This is a genomic window from Candidatus Palauibacter sp., from assembly GCF_965222475.1.
Taxonomy (GTDB): domain Bacteria; phylum Gemmatimonadota; class Gemmatimonadetes; order Palauibacterales; family Palauibacteraceae; genus Palauibacter.
The window spans coordinates 54,067-78,370 of record NZ_CBDCUB010000004.1 but is presented as its reverse complement, the minus strand read 5'-3'; the positions used below and the strand labels follow the sequence as shown (position 1 = coordinate 78,370).

Below are 24,304 nucleotides of genomic sequence, written 5' to 3'. Positions count from 1 at the left end.
TCGCAGTGTCAGCCGTCTCTCAGTTGTCCGACTCCGGGTTGTTGTTGCCCGACCGACCTGACTCTCGCTCCCGTCCACCGCCGTAGCGCTCCCTCAGCAGTTCCCGGTACCCCTCGACCTGCTCGTCGGTGAGCACCGACTCGATCTCCGTCCGGACCGAATCCATGAGCGCGCGGTACCGCGGGCGGACCTCCTGCTGCAGCATCCTCGCACCCCCCCGGAAATGGTCCAGGTAAGCCTCGATCTGCGTCCGCTGATCGGCCGTGAGGCCGAGTTCGTCCGCGAACGCCTCGATCGTCGTCTGCCGTCCGCGCCGCTCCCCGTCACGGTCCTCCGACTCGGAATCGGTGGTGTCCGTCGGCTCGTCGACTGCGGCCACGCCAGCGAAGAGATCGAGCCGGTCGACCGCGACACCGACCACGGCGCCCGCCGCGAAGATGACGCCCAGCAGCAGCATCGCCCGGAATCTTGATGTGTCCATACGCACCCGGCCGTGATCGCGTTTCAGCGTGCTGGAGGGTTGACGAGCGCGGCCGTGAGCACCGCGTCCCGGCTCGGCTCGACGAGGTCGATGAGCAGCGCCGGCGGAGCCTCCACGTCCGGCGCGAGAGAGCGCACGAGTTCGACCGGCTCCGTCTCCGGCTCTACGGCAAGATCGGGCGCGGCCGGCCCCGAGAGGCGATAGACCAGCACCCCGGCGGCGACCAGCAGCCCCGCCGCGATCGGAGTCAGCGCCGCCGACCAACTGGCGGTGACGTCGATCCACGAGAGCGGCCGTCGCTCCAGCAGTGCCCCCGCCGCGGCCATCACGTTCCGGCGCAGCCGGCGCCGCGTGAGCTGGTCGGGCCGCAGCGGCCCGAGGTATTCGGGCCAGGCGGGTCGCCGCCCGCCGGATCGCCCGTGATTCGTGCTACTCATCTTCTGCTCCTTCGGTGGGAGACTCCGCACTCTCGACCAGAATTCGGCGCAGCGCGTGCCTCCCGTGATGAAGGTTCGCCCTCGACGTGCCCACCGCGATCCCGAGGATCCCGGCGATCTCGGCGTGATCGTATCCCTCCAGGTCGTACATCATGACCGCCGTCCGCTGCCGCTCCGGAAGCCGTTCCAGCGCCCCGAGCACTCGGCCCCGGGCGTGACTTCGTTCGAACTCCCGGTGCGGATCGTCCCGCGACGCCGCGGTGTCCGTGAGTTCCGAGTGCGTCCGCAGCAACTCGCGCCGCCGGAGATTAAGACACGTACTCCGCAGCACACGATAAAACCACGGGCCGAAGCGACTCCCCGGCCGCAACTGCCCGATTCTCTCCAGCGCGCGGATGAACGCGGCCTGCACCGCGTCTTCCGCGTCCTGTTCCTGACGCAGGATCGAAAGCGCCACGGCGTACGCCGGGTCCATATACCGCGTCACGAACCGCGAGAACGCCTCCACATCGCCCGCCTGCACGGCCTCAACGAGGCCGGGCTCGTCCGCCCCGGGGTCCGTCTGCTCATCGGGCCCGGAGCCGGAGCGGGTCGCGGTGGCCGGTCGCTGTGTCCGCGTTCGCGTGTCCTCCGCCAAAGGCGTCACCATCGCTTGGGTAACACTCCCTCGATACCGGCCGTTGCAACCGCCCCCCGCATCGTTCGGCGCGGCGCTTGTTCCTTCACCGTGGCCATCGCATCTTCGGCCCCGTGAACAACGCAACGCAAGCCCGAACCTCGCCCGAGGATCCAGGGGACGACGCCCTCGCCCTGGCCGGCCGGACCCTCGTCCGGGAACGCATCCGCGGGATTCGCAAGGTCGTCGGCCGAAGGCTCGGGCCGGGCGACCTCGTCCTGCGAAGAACGGCCCCCGAGGTGCGCCGGCATCTGTTCGAGGAAGCCTGCGAGCTGTACTGGAACGAGATGAGCTGGGAGGAGATCACCGAGGAGGAACTCGTCGGAGACGAGGAACTCACCGAGATGATCTTTCCCGGACTGCTCGCACTCATCGACGCCTTCCTTCCGAGGGCCCCGAACGGGGAACCGGATCGCGACCGTGAACGCCGCGACGTGGCGCACGACTTCCTCGACTGGCTGGGTACGCGGCTCGTGAAGCTTCGCGAGGCGCGGCCGGAGTCGGAGCACGAACGGGCCAGGATCCGCCGCCAGCGGGACGTCACCGACGCCCTCGTCGACATCATCGCGTTTCGCGTCTGTTCCCTCCGCAACGAAGAAATCGAGACCTACCAGAGCGCCTGACGCGAAACGACAGAGACGCGATGAACACGATCGTCTGCATGAAGCGCGTCCCGGATTCGGCCACCCGGGTGCGCGTGACCCCGGATGGGGCGGGGCTGGACCCCGCCGCCGTCAAGTACGTCGTGAACCCCTACGATGAGTTCGCGCTCGAGGATGCCATCCGTCGCAGGGAAGAGGCGGGGGAGGGCAGGGTGACCGTCATCGCGCTCGGGCCGCCGCGGAGCGCCGAGTCGATCCGACAGGCGCTCGCCATGGGAGCCGATGAAGGGGTGCTCCTGACCTGCGAGGGCTCGCACGACGCGCTGCCGGTGGCGCGCGCGCTGGCCGACGAGATCCACGGCCGCGAGTACGATCTGGTCCTGTTCGGGAAGCAGGCGATCGACGACGACAACATGCAGGTCCCCCAGATGGTGGCCGAATTCCTCGAACTCCCGTGCGCGACCGTCGTCGTCGGTCTCGAGATCGAGGGACGGGAGGCGAGGGCCCGCCGCGAGGTCGAGGGCGGACACGAGGTCCTCGAGTTCACGCTGCCCGCCGTCGTGTCGACGCAGAAGGGGCTGAACGAGCCGCGCTATCCGAGCCTCAAGGGGATCATGGCGGCGAAGCGGAAGCCGCTCGATGAGCGGGAGGTCACGCTCTGCGCGCCCACGATCGACTTCGTGCGTCTGGAGGAGCCGCCGGCCCCGGCGGCCGGCCGCATCGTGGGCGAAGGGGCGGACGCGGTGCCCGAACTCGTGCGCGCGCTGCGCGAGGAAGCCGGGGTGCTCTGATGTCGGATGTGCTCGCCTACGCCGAGATCCGGGAAGGGGCGGCCGGCCGCCCGTCGCAGGAGGCGGTGGCGCTGGCACGCAGGCTCGCCGACGAACTCGGCGGTGAAGCGCACGCGGTCGCTCTCGGCCCCGAGGGCACGGCGGCGGCGGCGGCGCCGCTCGCCGGCTTGGGCGCCGACCGCATCTTCGTCGGGGAATCGGACGATCTCGCGCTCTGCCAGCCGGACGTCGCCGCGAAGGTCGTGGCGTGCCTCGTGGAGGCCGGTAGCTACGGGGCGGTCATCTTCGCCGCCACCGCCCAGGGAAAGGATGTCGCTCCCCGGGTCGGCGCCCGCCTCGGGCGGGGGGTCGCGTCGGAGGTCATCGACTGTCGGCTGGAAGGCGGCGAGATCGTCGTCCGGCGCCCGATGTACGCGGGGAAGGCGATCGCCACCCTCAGGTTCGGCGAGGGACCGGCCGTGATGACGATTCGGGCCAACGTATTCCCCCCCGCCGAGCAGGCTGCGGCGGGGGAGATCTCCACGCTCGATCTCGTCGGGATCGAGGGGCGCGTGCGCACCGTCGCCGCTGAGCAGGGCGATCGCGACCGCCTCGATGTGAGCGAAGCGACGATCATCGTCTCGGGCGGGCGCGGCATGCAGGGCCCCGAGAACTGGCCGCTCCTCGAGGGACTCGTGGACGCGCTGGGCGACGAGGCGGCGCTCGGAGCCAGCCGGGCGGTCGTGGACGCGGGGTGGCGGCCGCACGGCGAGCAGGTGGGGCAGACCGGGAAGACCGTCTCCCCCAATCTCTATTTCGCGGTCGGGATCAGCGGGGCGATCCAGCACCTCGCGGGCATGCGCACCGCGAAGATCATCGTCGCGATCAATCGCGATGCCGACGCCCCCATCTTCGGCGTGGCCGACTACGGATTGGTGGGCGACGTGTTCGAGGTTCTGCCCGCGCTCACCGAGGCGGTTCGCGAGGTCCGTCGGGGCGGGTAGCCACCCGCCTTCGGTCGTCATGAGTCTACGGGACGTACGCGAGGACATCACGCGCTGGGCCGGGCGGGGCGATCCGATCGCCATCGCGACGCTGATCGCGGTGCGCCGGTCGGCCCCGCGGCCACCGGGCGCGCGGTTCGCCATCTCCGGGACGGGGGAACTCGCCGGCTCGATCTCCAGCGGCTGTGTCGAGGGCGACCTTCACGAACGGCTCACCGCGCTGCTGGGCGGCGGCGCGCCGGCCACCGTCACCTACGGGATCACCGACGAGATGGCCGCGGGCGTCGGCCTCTCCTGCGGCGGGGAGATCGACGTGCTCCTCGACCCGTACGATCCCGGTGACCCCGTCTGGCACCGGCTGTGGCAGCTCCAGGAGGCCGGCGCGCCGAGCGTCCTCCTCAGCGGCGCCGCGGCGTCGACGCGCTCGCGGCACCTCCTCCTCGAAGCCGACAGGTCGCTGGGAACGCTGGGGTCCGCGGAGTTGGACCGACGGGCCCGCTCCCGCGTCGACGAATGGCTCGACCGGTCGGACGCGCAGGTCGTCGAACTCGTCCGCGGCGACCCGGAGAGCGCCGTCTTCGTGGAGTCCTTCGTCCCGCCGCCGCGCCTCGTCATCGTGGGGGCGACGCCCATCGCTCACGCGCTCTGCGCCATGGCCGCCCGAACCGGCTTCCAGGTCCTGGTGGTCGACCCGCGTGAGGCGTTCCTGCGGCCGGAGCGCTTCCCCGGGGCCGCCGCGCTCGACGCCCGCTGGCCGGACGAGGCGCTGGAGGCGCTCGATCTCGACCCCCGCACCAGCGTGGTCGTCATCACGCACGACGACAAGCTGGACGAGCCCGCGCTCGAGGCCGCGCTCGCCTCGCGCTGCGGCTACGTCGGTCTGCTCGGGGGACGACGGACCCAGCGCAAGCGCCGGGAAGCGCTGCGCGCGCGCGGGCTGGACGAGCCCGCGTGCGACCGCATACATGGCCCCGTGGGGCTGGACATCGGTGCCCGCACACCCGAGCAGATCGCGGTCTCGATCCTCGCGCAGCTCATCGCGCTTGGCCGCGCGCCCTGATCCGGACCCCCTCCACCCGCGATCCCGGCCCGACGCGCTCAGTCGCGCGTTCGCCTGATCTTCCAGCGGTCGACCACCCGACGCCCGAGCACGACCTCGAAGTGATCGAATTGCGCGACGGTCAGGCAGGCGTGATTCGGCAGCACCCGGATCTTCTCCCCCACCGCGTACCGGCCGGAGATGCGCCCGTGTTCCTGGCTCACCGACGTCACGCGGTCGTCCCCGAGTTCGCCTCCCGCGAGGTCGGGAAAGAGCCGCCCGTAGTGCGGCGGGTCGTCGGGTCCGAGATCCTTCGAGAGCGCGAGCGCCCCGCAGTCGGCGATCGCTCCGATCGCTCCGTCCCCGGCGGAGACGACGGTCGACAGTATCGTGACCGCGCAGTCCCGCACCGAGCACGAGCCCAGGCGCGTCTGCGAATAGTCGTAGAGGGCGTAGTTGCCCGGCCGTGCCTCGTCGACCCCCGCCAGCGTCTCGACCCGGCTCATCCCGGGCGTGGATCCGAGCGACAGCGTGCCGGGTTCGATCCCCGCCGCGCGGAGTACCCGGCCCGCGTCGACCATGGTTTGCCGCTCCTCTTCCGCCACCGCCGCGATCGCGGCGGGTGAGTCCGCCGCGTACGTGTGGCCCGCGTGGGTCAGGCAACCGCGCAGCGTGAGCCTGTTCGCGCGCGCGATCCGTGCCGCCACCTCCACGACCCGGTCGCTGTCGTGGGGGACTCCCGAACGGCCGTAGCCGCAGTCGATCTCGAGCCAGACGGAGAAGCGCGCGGCGGCCGTCTCGAGCGCGGCCACCGCCGCGTGCGAGTCCACCGTGACGCCCAGTTCGATCTCACGGGAGAGTTCCGCCGCCTCGCCGACCCGGGACAGGTTGAGCGGGAAGGCCCAGAGGATGTCGTCGAACCCCGCCTCCGCGAAGACCCGGGCCTCCGCCAGCGTGGACACGGTGATTCCCCTCGCCCCCCCGCCGCGCTGCCGTTCGGCGATCTCCACGCACTTGTGCGTCTTCACATGGGGGCGAAGCCGGACGCCGAGTGCGTCCGCCCGCTCCTGCATGACCCGGAGATTGTTCTCGAGAACATCGAGGTCGAGGACGAGCGCCGGGGTGGGGAGACCGGAAAGATGCGGTGCCGCCCGCGTCGCGGCATCGCGGCTCTCGTGGGTGGCATGGTTCCCGGCGTTCACGCGCGCAAGGTAGTTGGGGAACCCCGCTTCCGCTAAGTTCTCGCTACAGGTTCAGGGTCTCGAGGGGATGCTGCCCCGGGGCCGATGATCGAAGCGAGTGACCGTAACGAGGTAGAGGTCGTCTTATTCCCGAAGAGAAGATCTTTCGGGTCGGGCCGGAGGGTCGGATTGTCCGCGAGGAGCCGAGCGACGCGGAAACGGTGTCGGCCGTCCTGGCAGGCGACCGCGAGGCCTACGGGATTCTCGTCCGGCGGTACAAGGATGTGTTGTACCGCTACGCGGAGCGGATGACCGGCCGTGCGGACGACGCCGCGGATGTCGTGCAGCGCACTTTCATCCGGGGCTTCCGTCGGCTCGACCGGTGCCGGGATCCGGAGCGCGTGGGAGGCTGGCTGTTTCGAATCACCGTGAACCTGTGCAAGGATCAGTTGAAGGGTCGGGCGAAGAGGGAAGTCTCCCTGGAATCGGTCGGTCCCCTGACCGCGACGCGGGGTCTCCCGGAGGCGAGAGCCGAACGGGCGGAGATCCGGGAACAGATCTACCGGGCGTTGCAGTCGCTGAGCGATGAACAGCGCGAAGCCTTCGTCCTGAAGCACGTCGAGGGCTGGTCGTACGATGAGATGGCTGAGAAACTGGAAGTCTCCGTGTCCGCGCTGAAGATGCGCGTGCACCGGGCGCGGGATCAGTTACAGGTGCTGTTAGAGGATTACCGATGAGAGACGATCTGAATCTGTATCTGGACGGGGAAATGGAGCGTTCGGAACTCCCGCCCGATGTTGCGCGGGAGGCCGAGCGCTGGGACCTCTTCCTCTCGGACGTCCGCGATTCGGGAGTTGAAGGTGCCCCGGTCGGGCTCGAGTCGAGGGTGCTCGACGCGATCCGGGCCGAGGACCGGCGTCCCTGGTCCGGTCTCGTCGACTGGTGGGTCCATCCCCGTTCCGTACGGGTGCGACCGTGGCTCGGGCTCGCGGCTGCCGCCGCGCTGGCCACCTTCCTCTTCCTGCCGCGCGAGAACGTGCTCTCGGAGCCCGCGGGCGCGGCCGCGACGCTCGTCAGCGAAGAGGTGCACTACGTGCAGTTCCGCCTCGAGGCGCCGGGGGCGAAGTCGGTTTACGTGGCCGGTGATTTCAACGAATGGCAGCCCGAGATCGCGCTGGCCGACCCCTACGGGACCGGCGTGTGGTCCGGCCGTGTCCGGCTTCCGCCGGGGGTGCACAAGTACATGTTCCTCGTGGACGGCGAGACCTGGATGACCGATCCACACGCGGAACGCTATGTGGAAGACGGATACGGCAACCAGAACGCCGTCATCGCCATCACGGGCGGCGCGGGCGCCCGCTCGCTGGCTCCCTAGCAGCTCGTGGCCAGGGCCCTGCTCCTCGTCGCGGCGATGCTGGTGGCGGGCCCGCTGGCGGGGCAGGACGCGCGAGCCCGCTTCAGCCAGCACCTCGGCGCGGTCTACGCGGCCCGTACCCTCTCCGTCATCGAGGCCGGCGTGCGCGACGGGCTCCCCCGCAGCCTCCTCATCGACAAGGCCATGGAGGGCGTCGCCAAGCGGATGGCCCCGGAGGTCGTCCTCGCCGCGGTGGACACCTTCGCCGAAGAACTACGGGCCGCGGCGGCAGTCGTGGGTCCCGGCGCCGAGCCGATCGCGCTCGAGAAGGCGGCCGATGCGCTGCGCCGCGGGGTGGCGCGCGGGCTCCTGACCACGCTCGGGCGCGATCGCCCGGACGACTTCGCGATCGTCGTCGTCTCTCTCGAGGAGATGCTCGACGCCGGGGTCGAACTGGGCCCCGCCGAGGACCTGGTCCGTTACGCCCTGTCGGAGGAACTGGACAGCGACGCGGTGCTCCGCCTGCCTGCCAGCGTGAAGCTCCTCGTGCGAGAGTGCGGCGGCGGCCAGCCGGCGGATTGCTGGTCCCGCGCGGCCGTCCGCGAGTGCGCGCGGGCGCTGCCGGCCCGCCGGTGCCCGACGGAAGCGCTGACCGAGGCCGCCCGCTCGGCAGCCGAACGATTCCTCATGGCCGGGTCCGTCCCCTGGCAACTCGGGGGCCGGCCGGGCGGCTTGGCAACGCTCCCCGTCCCCGCCTATACTCCCGGACTCTCCAATCCAATGTTGAAGGTGTGCCCTTGGCAGCCAGAGTCACTGCCGCGGTAACGGGGACCGGGAGTTACCTGCCGCCCGACGCCGTGAACAACTTCCAGCTCTTCGAGATGGGAACCCTGTGCGCGTCGTTCGATGTCGAGCAGGCCCGATCCGCGCTCCGAGGCATCGAAGGGGCCAACGGGCTCTCGGCTCCCGAGGTGTTCGATCAGTGGGCGCGCCAGGTGACCGGAATCAGGTCACGCCGGTGGATCCCGCCGGAGAGCGACGTGACAACCGAAGACATGTGCGCCCGCGCGGGACTCGCCGCGCTGGAGGCGGCTGGACGCGAACCGGACGAGATCGACCTGCTGTACGTCGCGACCGTGTCGCCGTCCGACGAGGTGCCGAACATGGCGTGCACGGTGGCGACGAAGATGGGGAACCCGCAGTTGGGCGGGTTCACGATCAATGCCGCCTGCGCCGGCTTCGTGTACGGCGTCGGCGCGGGCTGGTCGGCCATCGTGAGCGGCATGGCGGAGCGGGTTCTCGTCATTTCGGGCGATGCCCTCACCCGCCTCGTGAATTACACCGACGTGCGAACTGCGGTGCTCTTCGGCGATGGGGCGGGGGCGGCCGTGCTCGAGCGCTGCGAAGGCGACCGGGGCGTCCTCGGGCCTCCGGCCTCAGCGGGCGAGTTCGCCCGCGATCCGCTGTATCTCGCGGGACAGGGCTGGCGGCGGGACGATGACCGGATCCCGATCCTCCATATGGACGGCGGTCCTCGCATCGTGAGAAACGCGATCATGAAGATGGCCGAAGTCGGCGAGCAGGCGCTCGAGAGGGCGGGCCTGGACTGGTCGGCCGTGGACTTCGTGATTCCGCACCAGGCGAACATGCGGATCACACGCGGGCTCGAGCAGAAGCTCGAACTTCCGAAGGGGCGGGTCGTCCACAACATCGCCGATTACGGCAACATGTCGGCTTCGACCGTGGCCATCACGCTCGACGAGGTCCTCCGCGGCAAGCACGGGCCTGTGCCCGATCCGGCCACGATTCTGCTCACGTCGATCGGTGGAGGCTACACGATGGCGGCGGCGGTCATCCGGGTCTGACCCGGCGCCCCGACGGCCCCGCTACAGACCGCCTCAGCCGGGCGGGCTCGCCCACTCCCGCAGGGGAATCACCAGCGCCCGTTCGCCTGCTCGGACCACGTCCGTTCCGAGCGGCAGCGCTAGCAGTCCGTCGGCCAGCATCGAACTCAGGTTGCCCGACCCCTGCGGTCCGCTCGGGCGAGCGACGAGGTCGCCGGACGGGGTCGCCTCGACGAGCACGCGCAGGAACGAGACCACATCTCTCGGGCCGCGGACGTCCCGCGCCGCGACGCACGCGATCGGCCGGCGGCAGGGCCGCGCGAACCCGGCCATCTTCCGCACGGCCGGACGCACCAGCGTCTCGAAGGTGACGAGCGCGGAGGCCGGGTTGCCCGGGACCCCCCAGAAGGGCCGCCCGCCCAGCGTCCCGAAGACCATCGCGCTGCCGGGCCGCATCCGGAGGCGCCAGAACGAGCGCTCGAAGCCCAGTTCGTCGAGCACCTGCTTCACGTAATCGTGGTCACCGACGCTTACTCCCGCGGCGGAGACGATCCCGTCGCAATCGCCGGCCCGCTCCAGGCATCGCCGCAGGTCAGCAGGATCGTCGCGCGCGATGCCGAGTGATACCGGTTCGGCCCCCGAGGCTGCGAGTTGGGCCGCCAGCGCGTAGCTGTTCGAGTTCAGGATCCGGCGGCTGGCGAGTACCTCCTCGAATTCGTCCAGGTCCGCCAGTTCGTCTCCGTTGGCGAGCACCGCGACGCGGGGGCGGCGTCCCACTTCAACCTCTCGAAGACCGGCCGTGGCCAGTAGCGCGAGCGCCGCCGGTCCGACCTCTTCGCCCCGATCCACGAGCGTGTCGCCCGCCTCCACATCCTCACCGAGCAAGCGGATGTGCCGCGCAGCGTCCGCGTCGTCGAAGATCCGCACGCTCCGTCCGGGGCCTCCATCCGTGTGCTCGACACGAACCACTCCCGTCGCGCCGGCGGGGACCGGTGCGCCCGTCATCACCCGCGCGGCCGAGCCGGGCTCGAGCGGCCCTCGAGGGAAGGCCCCGGCCGGGATATCGTCGGAGATGGGGAGGACGACCGGCCGCTCCGAACTCGCGCCCCGGACGTCGCCCGATCGCACGGCGAACCCGTCCATGGCGCTGTTGTCCCACGGAGGATGCGCGACGAGGGCGGAGACGCGACGGCCGAGGGCGCGGCCCAACGCATCGGGCAGCGTCACGCGCTCGGTCCCGAGAGGCGAGACGGCCGCGAGGACGCGACCACGCGCCTCTTCGAACGAGATCCAGTCCGCGTCGCTCATGCTCGCCCGCTCCCGGGTCCGACGCGTCTCGACGGCGGGTGCCTTCCCGCCGGGCCTCGGCGCCGGAAGGTTAGAAGTAGTACCAGATGGAGATGCCGAACTCCGGGTTGTGGCCCCACACCGTCCCCTCCGGTGCGGGGGCGCCCGACGCCTCGAACAGATCGAGGGTCGCGGGGAAGAGATACCCGTCCGGGGCGGCGACGCGGACGAGGTAGTCCCGGATCTCGAACCCGATGCCGATCTTTTCCGAGGGAAAGATCTCGAACCCGAGCCCGACGTAGATGTGGGGCGCCGTGGAGATGTCGTAGCGGAACGGCTCGAGTGCCTGATCGGCGAGGGCCTCCGAAGCGCCCTCGTTGATGCCGAACACGAACCCCCCTCCGATCATCCCGTAGGGGTGGATGCCGTTCCAGGTCCGTGCTCCGGTGAGGCCGATCTGCGCCCCGGCGTCGGCCCGCAGCCACCCCGCCGCGACCGTGTCCACGATCGCGGGCCCGCCCTCCCCGCTGACGTCCAGCGTCCAGCGGCTCGCGGCGCCGTAGGTGGCGCCGAGTTCGAGCGACAGAGGGCTCGATGCGCGCACGCGCATCTTGGCGCCGGCCACGCTCGTGGGCCCCTGCGCGAATTCGAGCCGACCCCGGTTCGCGGCGTGGTAGCCCCCGAAGAGACCGACGCGGAAGCCCTTCTCGCGCCAGCGGAACGGCGAGTCGATGCGTTCGGCCTGAGCTTCCAGGGCCGCGGGGTACGAGGCGAGCGCTGCCAGTCCGATGACGAAGAGGCTCGCGACCGGGCAGCCGCGCCGGCGAGGGTTCAGTCTGTTTGACACTGGTTTGACGCGGCTTCCATATATTCGAGGAGCAGTTTCCTGGATCAAAGAGATCTCGATCTCACGACGGGGTCGCGGCGCGGGGAATGTAGGTGGCGGACAGGGTCCTTACCAGAAAAACGTCTCATCGCAATCGCTTGCGGCCGGGAATCCTCCTCCCGGCGGCGCTGCTCTGCCTGCCGTTTCAGATGTCCGGGCAGGTGCGTGAGGTTGTCCTCGAGGGCGAGACGTTCCGGAAGACGGCCGACGGCCTGCGGCTCGCCGAGCTGAATCGGGGCACGCGGGTCGTGGTCCGCCGCACCGACGGGTCCTGGGCGGAAGTCGACGTCGAAGGCTGGGTTCCATCCGCCGCGATCGCCGCGTCCACGCGCGAGGGTCACAACGGGGTCATCGCCACGCGGGGCGGCGAACCGCTCAGGGCCGAGCCTGCCGGGCCGGTGACCGGGCTGCTCCTCGAGGGTTTCCTGGTGGACCGCGTGGAAGACCGGGAGGAATGGAGCCGCGTCCGTCGAACGGGCTGGGTGCGGGACGCCGCGCTCGGGGCCCCGGCGACATCCTTCGCTCCTCCGGAGAGCGAGGCCGGCCGAGCGTCCCCCCTCGTCGCCCCCGGGAGCGAACTCACGGCGGGCGAAGCCGCGCTCGTCCTGTACGCGGCGCCGGAGGGACGGACGATCGTGACGGTGGAGACGGGCACTCCCGTCACGGTCGTGGAGCGCCGGAGCGGCTGGACGCGGGTGCGCGTCGAAGGCTGGGTCCCCTCCGAGCAGTTGGTGACGGCGGATCCGGACTCGGTCGTGGCCGGGGTCTCGGCCGCCGCCCTGCGCGCGAACCCGGATGACTACGCGGGAGCGAGGCTCCGCTGGGCGGTCCAGTTTCTGTCTCTGGAGCGGGCCGAGCCGGAGCGAATCGATTTCTACGAGGGGGAACCGTTCCTGCTCGCGAGGGCGCCCGATCCCGGGGATGGTCTCGTCTACGTGGCGGTCCCCGCACAACTCCTGGCGGCGGCCGGGGAACTCCGGCCCCTCCAGGCCCTCGACATCCTGGTACAGGTCAGGACGGGTCGTTCGGCCCTGATGGGCGTCCCGGTGCTGGATCTGCTCGCGATCTTCTAATGAACGCGGCCCCGGGACGCGCAGCCGCAGCTCGCGTCCCGGGGCCGTGTATTCGCCGTCGCTGGCGGCGGGGAGCGGCTAGCGGTTCCCCTCGCCCTCGTTCATGGACTGCTCCAGGAAGTCCTCCGCCTCCTGCAGGCCGGCGTGTGCCCGACCCTGCCACAGATCGGCGACCTTCGCGTAGGCTTCGGCGGCCATCGCCGCATCACCGTTGGCGGCGTGCGCCCGGGCCAGACCGAGCAGGGAACGCGGACGGTTCGGCATGCGCAGCAGCGAGGTCTCGAACTTCTCGACCGCCTTGTCGGGCATGTCGAGGTCGAGCAGCAGCTCGCCGTACAATTCATGCAACGGCTTGACCGGACTCGCCGAGCCCCGCGGCGGCGCCATGGTCATGACCTCGGCTTCGGCTTCATCCATGAGGCCGGTCGCCACGTCCGGGTGGCCCATCGCGGCGTGGCGAAGCGCCCCGATCTGCTTGTGCATGACGTGCGTATAGCCGCTGCCGTCCGACAGCTCGGCCAGCGCGGCTTCCGCGTCGGCGACGATCAACTGGTCACCCGTGCGGGCGGCGCTGAGCCCGGTCGCCAGGAGTTCGTGCGCCGGCGAGTCCTCCGTGACCGGCTGCACCTCCCACTCCTCGGTGTCGACGATGTAGCGTGCCTTGAGGAGCGAGACCGCGCCCTGCGCTCGCGCGATCCCCGCCGCGCCCCGCGCCCCGCTTGCCGTCCCGAACCCCTCGTTGTCGACCATGTCGCCGAGACGGTCCATCCAGAGCTGCGCCTTCTCGTAGTCACCGCGCTGCAGATCGCCGTACTGGCCCCAGTCGAGCGCGTGCACGGCATCACCCACCGGGTCGCCCGGCTGCCACAGCTCCTGCGCGACGCCATAGGCCGACTGGTTGTTGCCGGACACGCGATCCCACATCCCGTGCTGGATGAAGATGTGTGTCGGCATGTGCCGCGCGTGCGAGACGGCGGGCGCGATGTCCGCGAACGCGTAGGCCGCGTCCAGCGCCAGCGGCGCCATGATCGGGTTGTCGAACGAGTGAATCGTGTAGTGCGCCGCGCCCGGGTGCATCGGGTTCCTGTTGAACAGCTTGAGCGCGATCGTGCCCGCCATGACGTTCCAGCGCTGGCTCAGATCGCGCGTCGCCGCGGTCGCCCCGAGCAGGGACAGCGCGTAGAAGGCCGCGATCTCCGAGTCCTCGGGATAGGCCTCGTACAGATCGCGCATCGCCTCCATGTAGCCGACGCGCCGCTCCGTGTGGTCCGCCTCGCCCCACAGGATCTCGACTGCCTTCAGGAACCCTTTTTCGCGATCCGTCGGCGCCTTCGTCATGCGCTCCTCCGGGGTCGCCCCCAACCGCTGCAGCGCCTTGCGCGGATCCGTCGCGTCCATCTGCGAGACGAGCGGGTGGTTGTACGCCAGCGACTCGCCCCAGTAGGCCATCGCGAAGTCGGGATCCAGTTCCTGCGCCGCGTGGAACTGCTCCCTCGCCTGCTTCCACCCGAAGCTGTGGAGGATGGCCACGCCGCGGAGAAAGTGCTGCTGCGCCTCGCCGGTGGCGGAGGTTGGAAAATCGATCGACCCGACCTCGTCGAACTGCGCTTCGACACTCCCGGGAACGATCGAAAGCGTCGCCACGAGGAGGAACGCCGTCAGGACCATGGACCATCTTTTCATCGTACTATCCCTCTCAGGAAGAAACGCCGGCCCACCTCGACCGGCATGGAAGTTACGGTGCCGAAACCCGGAGCCGTCGGCAAGGCGTCGCGCATGGCGCTCGACATGCCGTTCATCCGTCCGGGAGTTCGTAGTCAATCGTCAGCGTGTGCGCGCCGGCGCCGTCGACCGAGATCTCCACGGAGCCCGTCAGCCCCTTCAGATCGCCGGTTCCGGAGCCGGGCACGACGTGCCCGCCCGTCTGCTCGCGCCCGCCCGCGCTCAGGCCCCAGTGCTGCATCACGAACGTGCCCTGTTTCCCCGCGAGCGACCCCCGCACGACTTCGCTCGCGATGTAGCCCGCGCCCGCCGAAATGTCGCTCGTGTCGGCCTGGCACATCATCAGCCGGGCTTCGCTCTCGGCGACCAGGTCCCCGTCGAAGTGCTTGCGGACCACCGCACTCGAGAGGGTGGGACCTCCGGCTTCCGACTCGGGTTCGCCCTGGTCCCAGCCCGTGACGTCGAACGAGGCGGCGGCGCGCGTCATGTCAGGCTCCGAACCCGTCTATGGCGCCGCGGTCTACAGAGCCGCGATGGCGCCGGACAGGTTGTCGAGGGCGCGCTGCACGAGTTGCCGCGAGGTCGCGATGTTCATCCGCATGTGCCCCTCGCCGCCGGTCCCGTAGCTGGGCCCGTTGTTGAGATAGATGCGGGCGTTCCCGGCCAGCCAGCGCTGGAGGATCGTCTCGGGATCGACCGGCTGCGCGGCGGTGCGATTCTCGTAGTCCGCCTGCCCCTGCGCGTCGATGCGGTCCATCAGCCCGCTCATGTCGAGCCACGCGAGGAAGGTGCCCTGCGCCTTCGTGTACTCTACGCCGGGGATCTTCTCGCCGATGTAGGACTCCGTGAGGTCGTGGTTGCCGTCGAGGTAGACGAGGAGCTGGTCGAGCCATTCCTCGCCCTCGTTGTTGGCGGCGCGGGCGGCCACCATCCCGATCGTGCTCAGATCCGCTCGCGTGTACGGGCGCAGGCGCTCCATGAAGGCGGGGTTCGTCGAGAAGTACCAGGCGACCTTGTTGGCGGCGAGGCTGAAGGTCTTGCTGTTGGATTTGAAGGTGACGCTGTTGTCGGCGATCCTCCGGTCGAGGCTGGCGAACGGCGTGTATTTCTGTCCCTTCGTCACGAAATCGCAGTGGATTTCGTCGGAGAGCACCGGCACGCGGTGCTCGAGACAGATCTCGCCCATCCGCGTCATGTCTTCCGCCGACCAGCAGTTCCCCGTCGGGTTCTGGGGATTGCAGAGGATGAAGGCGTGCACCCGCTGCACCCGGCGCTCGAAGTCCTCCCAGTCGATCTCGTAGCGGCCGCCGACCACCTTCATCTCGCTGTCTTCGGCGATCGTGCGCGTGAAGCGCAGGTCCGAGTAGAAGCCGTTGTAGGTGGGGGTCGTCAGGAGGACCCGGCTGCCGGGAGGGGCGAAGGTGTGAAGTCCGGCGATGATCCCGGGGTGGACGCCCGACGTCCAGACGATGGTCGAGGGGTCGATGTCGAGGTCGTAGCGGCGCTGGTTCCAGGCCACGACCGCGTCCGTGAAGGAACTGTCGCGGTGCTGGTAGCCCCAGTTCTCATGGCTGCAGCGCTCGGCGATCGCCTGCGTGATGCACGGCGCGGCGCGAAAGTCCATGTCGGCGATGCCCATGCCGACCTCGATCTCCGGGCCGTACTGCTCGATCGCGCGGTCCCACTTGACGCAGTCGCTGCCGCGGCGGTCGTAGATCTCGTCGAAGTCGAAGTCCTCGCGGGCGGCGCCGAGCCCGGTCGGGGCGACAGCGGTCGCGGCCACCTCGCTCGCGAGCGCCGAACGCGCGCCGACGGCGCCCAGTACGGCGGTGGCTCCGGTGCTCCTCAGAAACGCCCGACGGTTCAGCCCGTGATTCCGCAGCATTTGCGAGTCCTCCTTCGACTTTCCCGGTGGCGGCGTTGCGACCCGTTGTCCCGATTGTTTCCGAATCAGGGTGGGCGAAACGTGCCGATCTGGCAAGGCGGCGGGGGGGCGGACGCCGGCGCGGCTCAGCCGAGATGCTCGAGGTGGGCCGAGCTCTCCGACACGCCGGCCTCGATGCCGACCTTGCGGTACAGGTCGCGGGCCTCCCGCCACAGTGCCCGCGCTTGCTCGCGCTCGTCGCGCGTCTCCCTGAGGATGGCCATACGTCGGATCGCATTGGCGACGTCGAGCAACGGGGGCGATGGGTGCGCCCGGTAAAGGACCAGTGCCTCGGTGTAACACGGCTCCGCCCCCTCGAGATCGCCCATCTCCCGCAACACGTCGCCCAGATGGCGCACGGTGTGGGCGAGGACGAGCGGGTCGTCCCCCCGCCGGCAGAGGGGGACCGCCTCCCGGTAGAGCCGGAGGGCGATGTCGCGCCGTCCCCGGTCGCGTTCGACGTTTGCCCGGCCGTGCAGGGCGCGGGCGAGCGCCACGGGATCGTCGTGCCGCCGGGCCAGCGCGACCGCCGTCTTCATGTGCCGCATCGCCTCACCGGGACGGCGCGTTCGCCGTGCGGCCATCCCCCGCTGGACCAGCGACTCGACGGCTTCCCGGGGACCATCGGTCGCTTCGGCAGCGACCATGTCTAGCGGCTCGCCACCAGTTACCACCCCTCGCGGGGCACGGGCGCCGAAGAGTGGCCGTTGAGGATCCGCCACCCACCGGTTTCGTGCGCCCACAGCATCGTCACGGCCCCGCCGAAACTGAATCCGAACCCGCCGTCCCCCGAAAAAGTGCTCTCGAACAGGGCGTGAACGAGGGCGAGTCCCGGCGCCAGCGCCTCGATCTCCGTGTCCCGGTACGTCGTCTCCGCGCGCATCCCCGGCGGAAATTCGGCGAGGGCCGCGCGCACGTCGGCGGATGTCGGGTAGCGCAACTCCCCGTTCTCATGGAAGCGGAACGCCGGCGACTCCGAATAGAAGTCACCGACGGCTTCCCAGTCCGCCGCCGCCCCGAGGTCCCGGAAACGATCCAGCGCGCCCGCCACGCTGTCGCGGATTGCCGAGGCATGCGTTTCAGTGAGCGGCGCAGCCTCCGGCTGGCACCCGAGGCACAACCAGACGCCGAGAGATGCGCAGAGCTTCACCAGGTTCTTCATGTCCGTCCTGTCATAGTTCGACTCAGCAGGTTGACCCGGGCCCGGGTAATCCCAAAATTCGCAGCCGGTTCCAATCCGCCACAGGGTTGACCGGTCATCCTCCCACATTGGTGCCATGAATCCGAGCAGTCTACAGGTGGATCGTGACGGCGGCCGGGTTCGGATCGCGGGCGACCTGAACCTGGGTTCGTTCCGGCGCGTTCTCGCGGCGGTACACCAGGTTACGAGCGACAAGGGGTTCACGGACATCACGCTGGATTTTTCCGGGACGACCAGCGCTTTCCCCGGTCCGATGCTCGCAGTGCTGGCGGCGTGTGCCCGCCTGCGGGACGAACAGGACGCGAATTTCTCTCTGATTCGCCCGGCGGATCGTCGCTTGCGACGGCTGTTCTTCAACGCCAACTGGGCGCACATGGCGGCTCCGCAGAAGTTCGAGAGATCGACGTGGGAACCGACCCACGTCATGCCGGCGCGGCGGTTTACCTCGCCTGCCGAGCAGGACGACATCGTGAACCGAATCGTTGATGCGGTGCTCTCCTCTCCCGCGGACCTGACGCGTCCGAATCTGGCAGCGTTCGAGTGGACGGTGAACGAGATCACCGACAACGTGCTTCAGCATGCCGACTCGGCGCAGGGCGGAGTTGTGCAACTGAGCCAGTACCCCAAGAAGCAGCAGGTGGAGTTCGTTGTCGCCGATGCGGGGCAAGGAATCCCCGAAACCATGAGGACGACGAGGGCCGGGATGTCCGACGCGGAGGCTCTCGACCTCTCCATCGAGCGCGGTATCACAAGAGACAAGGATCTCGGGCAGGGGAACGGCCTGTTCGGCACTCATCAGGTGTCACGGGTGGGTACCGGGCGCTTCGCGATCCACTCCGGTTACGCGAGTATCGGTTCCGATTTCGGCACCCGTGAGGAGACGATCCCCGTCGTCGGCACGCTCGTGGTTGTCCGGCTGGACTACTCGGATCCGGAAGCGCTATGGCGCGCTCTTGGGGCAGGTGATCGGCTGGACACAGGCGATTATGTGGAGAATCGCTACGAAGACAAGACAGACGACGTGCTCAACTTCGTCGTGAGGCACGAAGCCGGTTCGGTCGGGTCGAGGTCCGCCGGGAGACTGGCCCGGGCCAAGCTCGAGAACCTCATGTCGATGTACCCGGGATACCCGGCCAACGTTGATTTCGACGGCATATCCGTGGTTTCGAGCAGCTTTGCCGATGAGTTCCTGGGCAAACTCTTCGTACGAATAGGGGCCCTGCGATTCATGAGCGCGATCCGCCTGCGAGGTGTGGGCCCATCGGTCCAGTCGGTGCTCGACCGGGCGATCCTCCAGCGTGCGCATCAGGAAGCCGAAGACCGCTGACACCTGCGGCTTGCCCACGACGCCATCGACATCGGGCCGCAGCCGCTTGCGGAGGGTCGTTCGGGCGGTCCAGCTTGGGCTTACAGGCCTCCCACCCCGCCCAGGAGCCAGACCATGAGGGTCTTCCGTCGTCTTCGTTGCGCCCTGCCGGCGCTCTCCCTGACGATCGCAGTGTCATCGGCGCCCCCGCTCGCCGCCCAGAATGCGCCCGACGAGGTGCAGGAGCTGGACATTCCGTCCGGGTACATCCTCCCGGACCAGACCGTGCAGGATCTGTTCGCGACCGACCCCAATCACGCCACGCTGGACCACATCAGTCCGGACGGCGACCACTTCGTCGTCCCGCTCTCGACGGAACTCTCGACGCTCGCGGAGGTGGGGGAGGAGACGCTGCGCCTCGGGATGCTGGAGATCCGGGCGCGCACCGACCGCCCATGGCACCTCGACATCTACGGCCTGTACGGCTTTCGCTTCTACTCGCTGAGCGAGCGCGCCTTCACCGACGTGCAACTGCCCGAAGGCAGCTTCGTGAGCGACCTCATGTGGTCGCCGGACGGCTCCCGGCTCGCATTCCTCGCGCACCTCGAGGAACGCACCGAAGTCTGGATCGCCGACACGAGCGACGGCAGCGTGACGCCGGCCGGCGACGCGCGCGTGATCGCGACGATCGGGACATCGTCGCGGGGACAGGGATCAGGGCCATCGCGCATGCTGCAGTGGACGCCCTCGGGCTCGATCCTCGCGCTCGCGGCGCCGGCGGACCGCGGAGCCGCCCCGCCGGCTCCGGCGCTGCCCTCGGGGCCCACCATCCGTCACACGCGCGGGACGGCCACGCCGACGCGCACGATGCCCTTTCTGCTCGAGGACGAGCACGGCGGCGATCTGTTCGAGTACTACACGCGGAGCCGGATCGTCGAGCTGGCGCCCGGCCGGCCCGCGCGGACGATCGGCGAGCCGGGCATGTACGAGTCGCTGTCGCTGAGTCCCGACGGACGTCACGTGATGGCGCTGCGCCTCGCGCGTCCCTTCTCCTACATCGCGAGCTACACCGGATTCCCGCGCGTGACCGAGGTGATGGAGGTGGGCAGCGGTGACGTACTCGCCACGCTCGAGGAGCGCGAACTGCGGGAAGGCTCCGGCGGCGGCCCGGACAACGGACCGCGAGACCGGGCGTGGCGTCCGGACGGAAGCGGGATCTCCTACCTGCACCGCGCGGAAGCCGAGGACGGCGAGGACGGCGACGAGGGGGAGGACGAACGCCCCGACCGCATCATGCTGCTGCGCGCCCCGTTCGGCGACGGAGATTCGGAGATGGTGGCGACGAGCAACGACCGGATCTCGGGCGTCACCTATTCCGCGGACGGCGGCCACGCCTTCGCCTCGGTGCGCCGGGACGACGAGGCCGCGCTGGTGCACTACGCGCTGGGAGTCGGGGACGCGGAGGGAAGCGCCCTCGTCCCGTTCCACGACCCCGGCGACGCGGTCGAACTGCCGGGCGACCTCCTCACGGCCCGGACCGGGAACGGGATCGAGTACGCGTGGATGTCCTCCGGCGGGGGGAGCGTCTACCTGCGCGGGGACGGGTGGAAGGAGGACTTCCGGCCGCAGCCTTTCGTCGACCGCCTGTCCATCGCGGATGGGGCCACGGAGCGGTTGTTCGAGGGTTCGCGCGACAGCTTCGACCAGCCGCTGGTGCCGCTCGACGCCGATCTGGAGCGCATGATCGTGGGCCGGGAGGGGAGGAACACCTTCCCGGACAGCTACATGTGGACGCGAGACGGCGGGATGGAGAATCTGACCCGGAACGTGGATCCGTTCCCTCGGTTGACCGCCGCGCGCCGCATCGACTTCGAGTTCGCGCGTCGCGACGGCCTGGAGATTCAGGGGCGGGTGTCGCTGCCTGCCGACTACGTCGAGGGCACGCGGGTGCCCGCCATCTTCTGGACCTATCCACGCGAGTACCGGAGCGAGGACGATTTCGAGAACGCGACGATCCGCGCGCGCAATTACAACGCGCACACGCACCTGACCTGGCTGCGCTGGTCCGACATCTGGCTGACCCAGGGGTACGCGCTGGTCTATCCCGACATCCCGATCGTCGGGGAGAACTACAACGACTACTACATCTCGAACATGGTCGACGGGATGTACGCCGCGATCCGCGCCGTCGATGCGCTCGAGGTGATCGACATGGACCGGATCGGGCACGGGGGCCACAGCTACGGCGCCTTCGCGACGGCGAACTTCCTCGCGCACACGCCCTTCTTCAAGGCGGGGATCGCGGGGGACGGCGCCTACAACCGGTCGCTCACGCCGATGGGGTTCCAGGCCGAGCCGCGCGACATCTGGGCGGCGCCGCACGTGTACATGGAGATGTCCCCGTTCTTCAAGGCGGACCAGATCAACACGCCGCTGCTCATGTACCACGGGGCGGATGACAACAACTCGGGCACGTATCCCATACAGTCGAGGCGAATGATCCAGGCTCTTACCGGGCTCGGGAAGACCGCCGCCCTGTTCGAGTATCCGTTCGAGTCGCACACGCCGCGCGCGATCGAGAACAACCTCGACATGTGGGCGCGCTGGATCGACTGGTTCGACCGCTACGTGAAGGGGGACAGGCCCCGAACCCCGCGCCACGTCGGAGGGGGATTCGAGGCCGTAGCGCGCGGGATCACCAGTCGAAGGCGTAGCTGGCGCGGACGTAGTACAGACCGCCGTTGAACCCGAACGGCGACTGCTGGCTGTACAGATTCCCCACGTTCGCCGCGGCGCCCGGATTCATGTCCGTGAACGTGTTGAAGAGGTTCTCGGCGCCCACCGTGAGGGTCACGGAATTGGCGAGCGTGTACGCCACTTCGGCGTCCACGAGGGCCTTGCCCCCGTAGGTGTGGTCGTCGAGCCAGTCGTACCAGCCCGAGAAGTAGCCCACCTTGCCGAAGAAACGCAGGCGGCCCGCCCGGTGGGTCGCTGAGAGGCTGCCCCGCGTCGTGGGAAGAGCCTCCCGCAGCTGCCGGACGCGCAGCGGAAGCTCCCCGGCGGACAGCCGGTTCGGATCCTCTCCGGCGTATTCCGTGACTTCCGTGCCGGTGTAGTTGAACAGCAGGCTGAAGGTCGTATTCCCGTTCAGGGCCGGCGGCGAGTAGCTGGCGACCACGTCTATGCCCTGGCTGCGGGTGGAGAAGTCGTTGTTGTAGTAGCGGAACCTGGCCAGGTTGCGCGCGCCCTCCACGCCCTCGGCGATGAGTTCCTCGATCTCATGCGGCTCGAGTGTGTAGTCGGGGCTCAGGTTGATCCGGTCGGAGACCGAGACCCGGAAGTAATCTGCCGTCACGATCAGCGGCCCCTGGGTCAGCGCGGCGCCCAGCGCCAGGTTCACCGAGGTCTCGGGTTGCAGCTGCATGCCGCCCCGGCGCTGCGCGACGGCCGATGTCGGCGGGATCGTGCCGCTGTTCACCAGATCCATGAGTGTGATGTCGTAGATCGTCCCGATGTGCTGGAGGTTCTGTTGCCCTGGAGTCGGGGCCCGGAACCCCGTGCTCGCGCTGGAGCGGAGCGCGAACCCTTCCGCGACCCGCAGACGTCCCGACAGCTTGCCGTTGAACGTCGTCCCGAAGTCCTCGAAATCTTCGAGGCGGAGCGCCAGGCCGGCCTGCCACCGGTCGTCCGCTCCGTCGTGGTGCGCATCCCCGTAGACCGCCACGTTGCGCCGGTCCCAGCGTCCCTCGGAGAGCGGGCCGAACCCCGGGAACCCGTTGGACGCGGCGCTGAACCCCTGCTCCAGATAGGGTCCCAGTTCCCATGACGCCGTGTCCCCCGGCACGATCTCGAAGCTCTCCACGCGGCGTTCGAAGCCACCGGCGACGTGGGTCCGCTCGCCGAGCGCGTAGTGCAGGTCGAGGTTGAGGTTGAACTCCCGCTGCTGGTTGATGCCGGGCTTGAAGTCCGTGGGCGTGTCCGGGCCGAGGGAGGCGTTGACCGTGTTCATCATGAAGAAGTCGATCCTGTGCGTGCCCCAGCCGGCGCTCAGGTCCCACTCCACGCCCGCGGTCGTGCCCTTGATCCCACCGACCGCGGAAGCGTCGAACGCGTCCCCGCCGAACTGCGGCGTGAAGCCGCCCGGGAACCGCTCCTGGAAGGAGAAGCAGTTGGGGTCGCTGCGGACGCGCTCCATCGCCACGGGGTCCGGCACGTGGTTCACGATGCGCACGACGGGGCAGTTCGCCGAGCCGTCGACGACCCCATCCTGCGCGTCGAGGACATCGCCGATGAGGAGAGTCTCTCCGCCGTCGATACTGAACACGGCATCGCGGGTGTTGGGGTTCCGGAAGTAGAAGCCACCCTCGACCCTTTTCGTGTGGTAGCTGCCGAATCCGTACAGTTCCACGCCGCCGCCGAAGGTGTAGCCCGTATTCGCGAACAGCTTGACGTTGTCGTCCACCTCCGGGGATCCCCAGATCTGGGCCGGGTCGCGCACGGGGAAGCCCGCAGCCGCCAGGGCGGCGGCATCATTCCGCTGAATGCTGCGGCTGGTGGGATCGGACTGGCCGAATTCGCCGCTCAAGCTGAGGAATCCGGTCTCGCCCAGAGGGAGGCCGACGTTGGCGGCAGTCGTGAACATGTCGCCGTCGCCCTCCTGGTAACGACCGCCCCGCACCTCCACGCTGCCGCCTGAACGGTTGTTCTTCGGCACGACGTTGATCACGCCCGCGATGGCGTCCGAACCGTACTGCGCGGAGGCGCCGTCCCGGAGGACCTCGACCCGGCTCATCGCGATGCTCGGAAGCGTAGAGATGTCGGGCCCCTGGGCGCCGTCCGCGACGCCGTTGCCATTCCAGAGGACGATGACGGCGGAGCGGTGGCGGCGCTTGCCGTCGACCATCACCAGCGTCTGGTCCGGCGCGAGGTTCCGGATGTGTACCGGGCGCGCGATCGTGGCCGCATCGCTGATTGGTTCATCGGCCACGTTGTAGGAGGGCAGGACCCTCCTCAGCTGCGAGCTGAGATCGGGCGTCCCCTGGCTGGCGAGTTCGGATACCGGGACGACGTCGAGCGGCACCATCGACTGCGTCGCGGTCCGGGGCCGGGCGCGCGAGCCGATGACGACGAGCCTTTCCAGCGCTATCGCCGCTTCGATCAGCGTCACGTTGACACGTAGCGTCCCCTCCGCGCGCATCACGACCTCGAGCGTCTGGGTCTCGTAGCCGATGCGGGCGAACCGCACCTCGCGGGCACCCGCTGGAACCCCGGCGATCCGGTACGCACCGCCAGCCCCGGTGACGCCCGTGAGGTCTAGCGCCGAGAGCGTGATGCCGACCCCCGCCACGGGCTGGCCGGCGCCGTCCCGCACCGTCCCTTCCAGCGTCCCCTGCGCGGCGAGGGCCCGTGGAAGGCATGCCAACGTCGCGAACAACATGACGCGGACTCCGATTCTCCGTACCATTTTTCCTCTCCTGTTCCTGCTTGGCCTGTCGCCGTGACTGCGGGGCGCCTGAC

23 protein-coding genes are annotated in these 24,304 nt (G+C 69.4%); 11 read left to right on the top strand and 12 right to left on the bottom strand.

Annotation, left to right across the window (positions count from 1 at the left end; genetic code table 11):
* Window positions 1–19: 19 nt before the first annotated feature.
* The 3 genes from ACOQPP_RS09070 to ACOQPP_RS09060 are packed head-to-tail and all read right to left on the bottom strand — an operon-like array spanning window position 20 to window position 1,567.
* The gene (locus ACOQPP_RS09070; protein ID WP_419165278.1) at window positions 20–481 is read right to left on the bottom strand and encodes a hypothetical protein; all 462 of its coding nucleotides are present in this window, start codon (window positions 479–481) and stop codon (window positions 20–22) included.
* Window positions 482–504: 23 nt separating this feature from the next.
* Window positions 505–918 (bottom strand): hypothetical protein, encoded by a 414-nt coding sequence (locus tag ACOQPP_RS09065; protein ID WP_419165277.1) that lies wholly within the window; start codon window positions 916–918, stop codon window positions 505–507.
* The gene (locus ACOQPP_RS09060; RefSeq protein WP_419165276.1) at window positions 911–1,567 is read right to left on the bottom strand and encodes an RNA polymerase sigma factor; all 657 of its coding nucleotides are present in this window, start codon (window positions 1,565–1,567) and stop codon (window positions 911–913) included. Before ACOQPP_RS09060 ends, ACOQPP_RS09065 begins: the two co-directional genes overlap by 8 nt.
* Window positions 1,568–1,632: 65 nt before the next feature.
* Between ACOQPP_RS09060 and ACOQPP_RS09055 the strand changes: the two genes are divergently transcribed.
* From ACOQPP_RS09055 to ACOQPP_RS09040, 4 genes are read left to right on the top strand one after another with little or no spacing between them, the layout of a single operon-like run.
* The gene (locus tag ACOQPP_RS09055; RefSeq protein WP_419165275.1) at window positions 1,633–2,217 is read left to right on the top strand and encodes a hypothetical protein; all 585 of its coding nucleotides are present in this window, start codon (window positions 1,633–1,635) and stop codon (window positions 2,215–2,217) included.
* Between the two features lie 20 nt (window positions 2,218–2,237).
* The gene (locus ACOQPP_RS09050) at window positions 2,238–2,987 is read left to right on the top strand and encodes an electron transfer flavoprotein subunit beta/FixA family protein (protein WP_419165274.1); all 750 of its coding nucleotides are present in this window, start codon (window positions 2,238–2,240) and stop codon (window positions 2,985–2,987) included.
* Entirely contained in the window at window positions 2,987–3,970 is a 984-nt protein-coding gene (locus tag ACOQPP_RS09045) for an electron transfer flavoprotein subunit alpha/FixB family protein (protein ID WP_420636357.1), read from the top strand. Before ACOQPP_RS09050 ends, ACOQPP_RS09045 begins: the two co-directional genes overlap by 1 nt.
* Before the next feature lie 19 nt (window positions 3,971–3,989).
* Window positions 3,990–5,030: an XdhC family protein gene (locus ACOQPP_RS09040; protein WP_420636356.1), complete on the top strand. Its 1,041-nt coding sequence runs from the start codon at window positions 3,990–3,992 to the stop codon at window positions 5,028–5,030.
* Window positions 5,031–5,068: 38 nt separating this feature from the next.
* Here ACOQPP_RS09040 and ACOQPP_RS09035 read toward each other — a convergent pair whose 3' ends face one another.
* Complete coding sequence (locus ACOQPP_RS09035; protein ID WP_420636355.1) at window positions 5,069–6,211, bottom strand: alanine racemase; 1,143 nt, start codon at window positions 6,209–6,211, stop codon at window positions 5,069–5,071.
* Window positions 6,212–6,411: 200 nt separating this feature from the next.
* Here ACOQPP_RS09035 and ACOQPP_RS09030 point away from each other — a divergent pair, with 200 nt between their 5' ends.
* Genes ACOQPP_RS09030 through ACOQPP_RS09015 form a run of 4 tightly spaced genes read left to right on the top strand, consistent with a single transcriptional unit; the run spans window position 6,412 to window position 9,409 of the window.
* Window positions 6,412–6,927, top strand: a complete 516-nt coding sequence (locus tag ACOQPP_RS09030) for an RNA polymerase sigma factor (protein ID WP_419165270.1) — start codon at window positions 6,412–6,414, stop codon at window positions 6,925–6,927.
* On the top strand, window positions 6,924–7,565 hold the full coding sequence (locus ACOQPP_RS09025) for a hypothetical protein (RefSeq protein WP_419165269.1): 642 nt from the start codon (window positions 6,924–6,926) through the stop codon (window positions 7,563–7,565). The genes ACOQPP_RS09030 and ACOQPP_RS09025 overlap by 4 nt, the downstream gene beginning before the upstream one ends.
* Before the next feature lie 6 nt (window positions 7,566–7,571).
* Window positions 7,572–8,369 carry a hypothetical protein gene (locus ACOQPP_RS09020; RefSeq protein ID WP_419165268.1) on the top strand — a complete coding sequence of 266 codons (798 nt, stop codon included), beginning with the start codon at window positions 7,572–7,574 and terminating at the stop codon, window positions 8,367–8,369.
* Window positions 8,342–9,409 (top strand): 3-oxoacyl-ACP synthase III family protein, encoded by a 1,068-nt coding sequence (locus tag ACOQPP_RS09015; RefSeq protein WP_419165267.1) that lies wholly within the window; start codon window positions 8,342–8,344, stop codon window positions 9,407–9,409. The genes ACOQPP_RS09020 and ACOQPP_RS09015 overlap by 28 nt, the downstream gene beginning before the upstream one ends.
* A gap of 33 nt (window positions 9,410–9,442) precedes the next feature.
* Here ACOQPP_RS09015 and glp read toward each other — a convergent pair whose 3' ends face one another.
* Together glp and ACOQPP_RS09005 are read right to left on the bottom strand one after the other, a co-directional pair.
* A complete protein-coding gene (gene glp, locus ACOQPP_RS09010) occupies window positions 9,443–10,696 on the bottom strand; it encodes a gephyrin-like molybdotransferase Glp (RefSeq protein WP_419165266.1) in 1,254 nt (417 codons plus the stop codon).
* Between the two features lie 70 nt (window positions 10,697–10,766).
* Complete coding sequence (locus ACOQPP_RS09005; protein WP_419165265.1) at window positions 10,767–11,522, bottom strand: hypothetical protein; 756 nt, start codon at window positions 11,520–11,522, stop codon at window positions 10,767–10,769.
* Window positions 11,523–11,659: 137 nt separating this feature from the next.
* Between ACOQPP_RS09005 and ACOQPP_RS09000 the strand changes: the two genes are divergently transcribed.
* Window positions 11,660–12,634 carry an SH3 domain-containing protein gene (locus tag ACOQPP_RS09000; RefSeq protein WP_419165264.1) on the top strand — a complete coding sequence of 325 codons (975 nt, stop codon included), beginning with the start codon at window positions 11,660–11,662 and terminating at the stop codon, window positions 12,632–12,634.
* Window positions 12,635–12,712: 78 nt separating this feature from the next.
* Here the strand turns inward: ACOQPP_RS09000 and ACOQPP_RS08995 are convergent, their stop codons facing one another.
* The 5 genes from ACOQPP_RS08995 to ACOQPP_RS08975 form a co-directional block, all read right to left on the bottom strand.
* Window positions 12,713–14,317, bottom strand: a complete 1,605-nt coding sequence (locus tag ACOQPP_RS08995) for a hypothetical protein (protein WP_419165263.1) — start codon at window positions 14,315–14,317, stop codon at window positions 12,713–12,715.
* Window positions 14,318–14,429: 112 nt separating this feature from the next.
* Window positions 14,430–14,843 carry a DUF3224 domain-containing protein gene (locus ACOQPP_RS08990; protein WP_420636354.1) on the bottom strand — a complete coding sequence of 138 codons (414 nt, stop codon included), beginning with the start codon at window positions 14,841–14,843 and terminating at the stop codon, window positions 14,430–14,432.
* Window positions 14,844–14,876: 33 nt separating this feature from the next.
* Window positions 14,877–16,241 carry an aminotransferase class I/II-fold pyridoxal phosphate-dependent enzyme gene (locus ACOQPP_RS08985; protein WP_419165261.1) on the bottom strand — a complete coding sequence of 455 codons (1,365 nt, stop codon included), beginning with the start codon at window positions 16,239–16,241 and terminating at the stop codon, window positions 14,877–14,879.
* Between the two features lie 125 nt (window positions 16,242–16,366).
* The gene (locus ACOQPP_RS08980; RefSeq protein ID WP_419165260.1) at window positions 16,367–16,927 is read right to left on the bottom strand and encodes a tetratricopeptide repeat protein; all 561 of its coding nucleotides are present in this window, start codon (window positions 16,925–16,927) and stop codon (window positions 16,367–16,369) included.
* A gap of 20 nt (window positions 16,928–16,947) precedes the next feature.
* Window positions 16,948–17,442, bottom strand: coding sequence for a nuclear transport factor 2 family protein (locus ACOQPP_RS08975; protein ID WP_419165259.1), 495 nt, complete (start codon window positions 17,440–17,442; stop codon window positions 16,948–16,950).
* 136 nt (window positions 17,443–17,578) lie between these two features.
* Between ACOQPP_RS08975 and ACOQPP_RS08970 the strand changes: the two genes are divergently transcribed.
* On the top strand, window positions 17,579–18,808 hold the full coding sequence (locus tag ACOQPP_RS08970; RefSeq protein WP_419165258.1) for an STAS-like domain-containing protein: 1,230 nt from the start codon (window positions 17,579–17,581) through the stop codon (window positions 18,806–18,808).
* A gap of 114 nt (window positions 18,809–18,922) precedes the next feature.
* Window positions 18,923–21,532, top strand: a complete 2,610-nt coding sequence (locus ACOQPP_RS08965) for a prolyl oligopeptidase family serine peptidase (RefSeq protein WP_420636353.1) — start codon at window positions 18,923–18,925, stop codon at window positions 21,530–21,532.
* Here the strand turns inward: ACOQPP_RS08965 and ACOQPP_RS08960 are convergent.
* A complete protein-coding gene (locus ACOQPP_RS08960; RefSeq protein ID WP_419165256.1) occupies window positions 21,483–24,251 on the bottom strand; it encodes a TonB-dependent receptor in 2,769 nt (922 codons plus the stop codon). The two genes, ACOQPP_RS08965 and ACOQPP_RS08960, sit on opposite strands and share 50 nt — an antisense overlap.
* Window positions 24,252–24,304 lie beyond the last annotated feature (53 nt).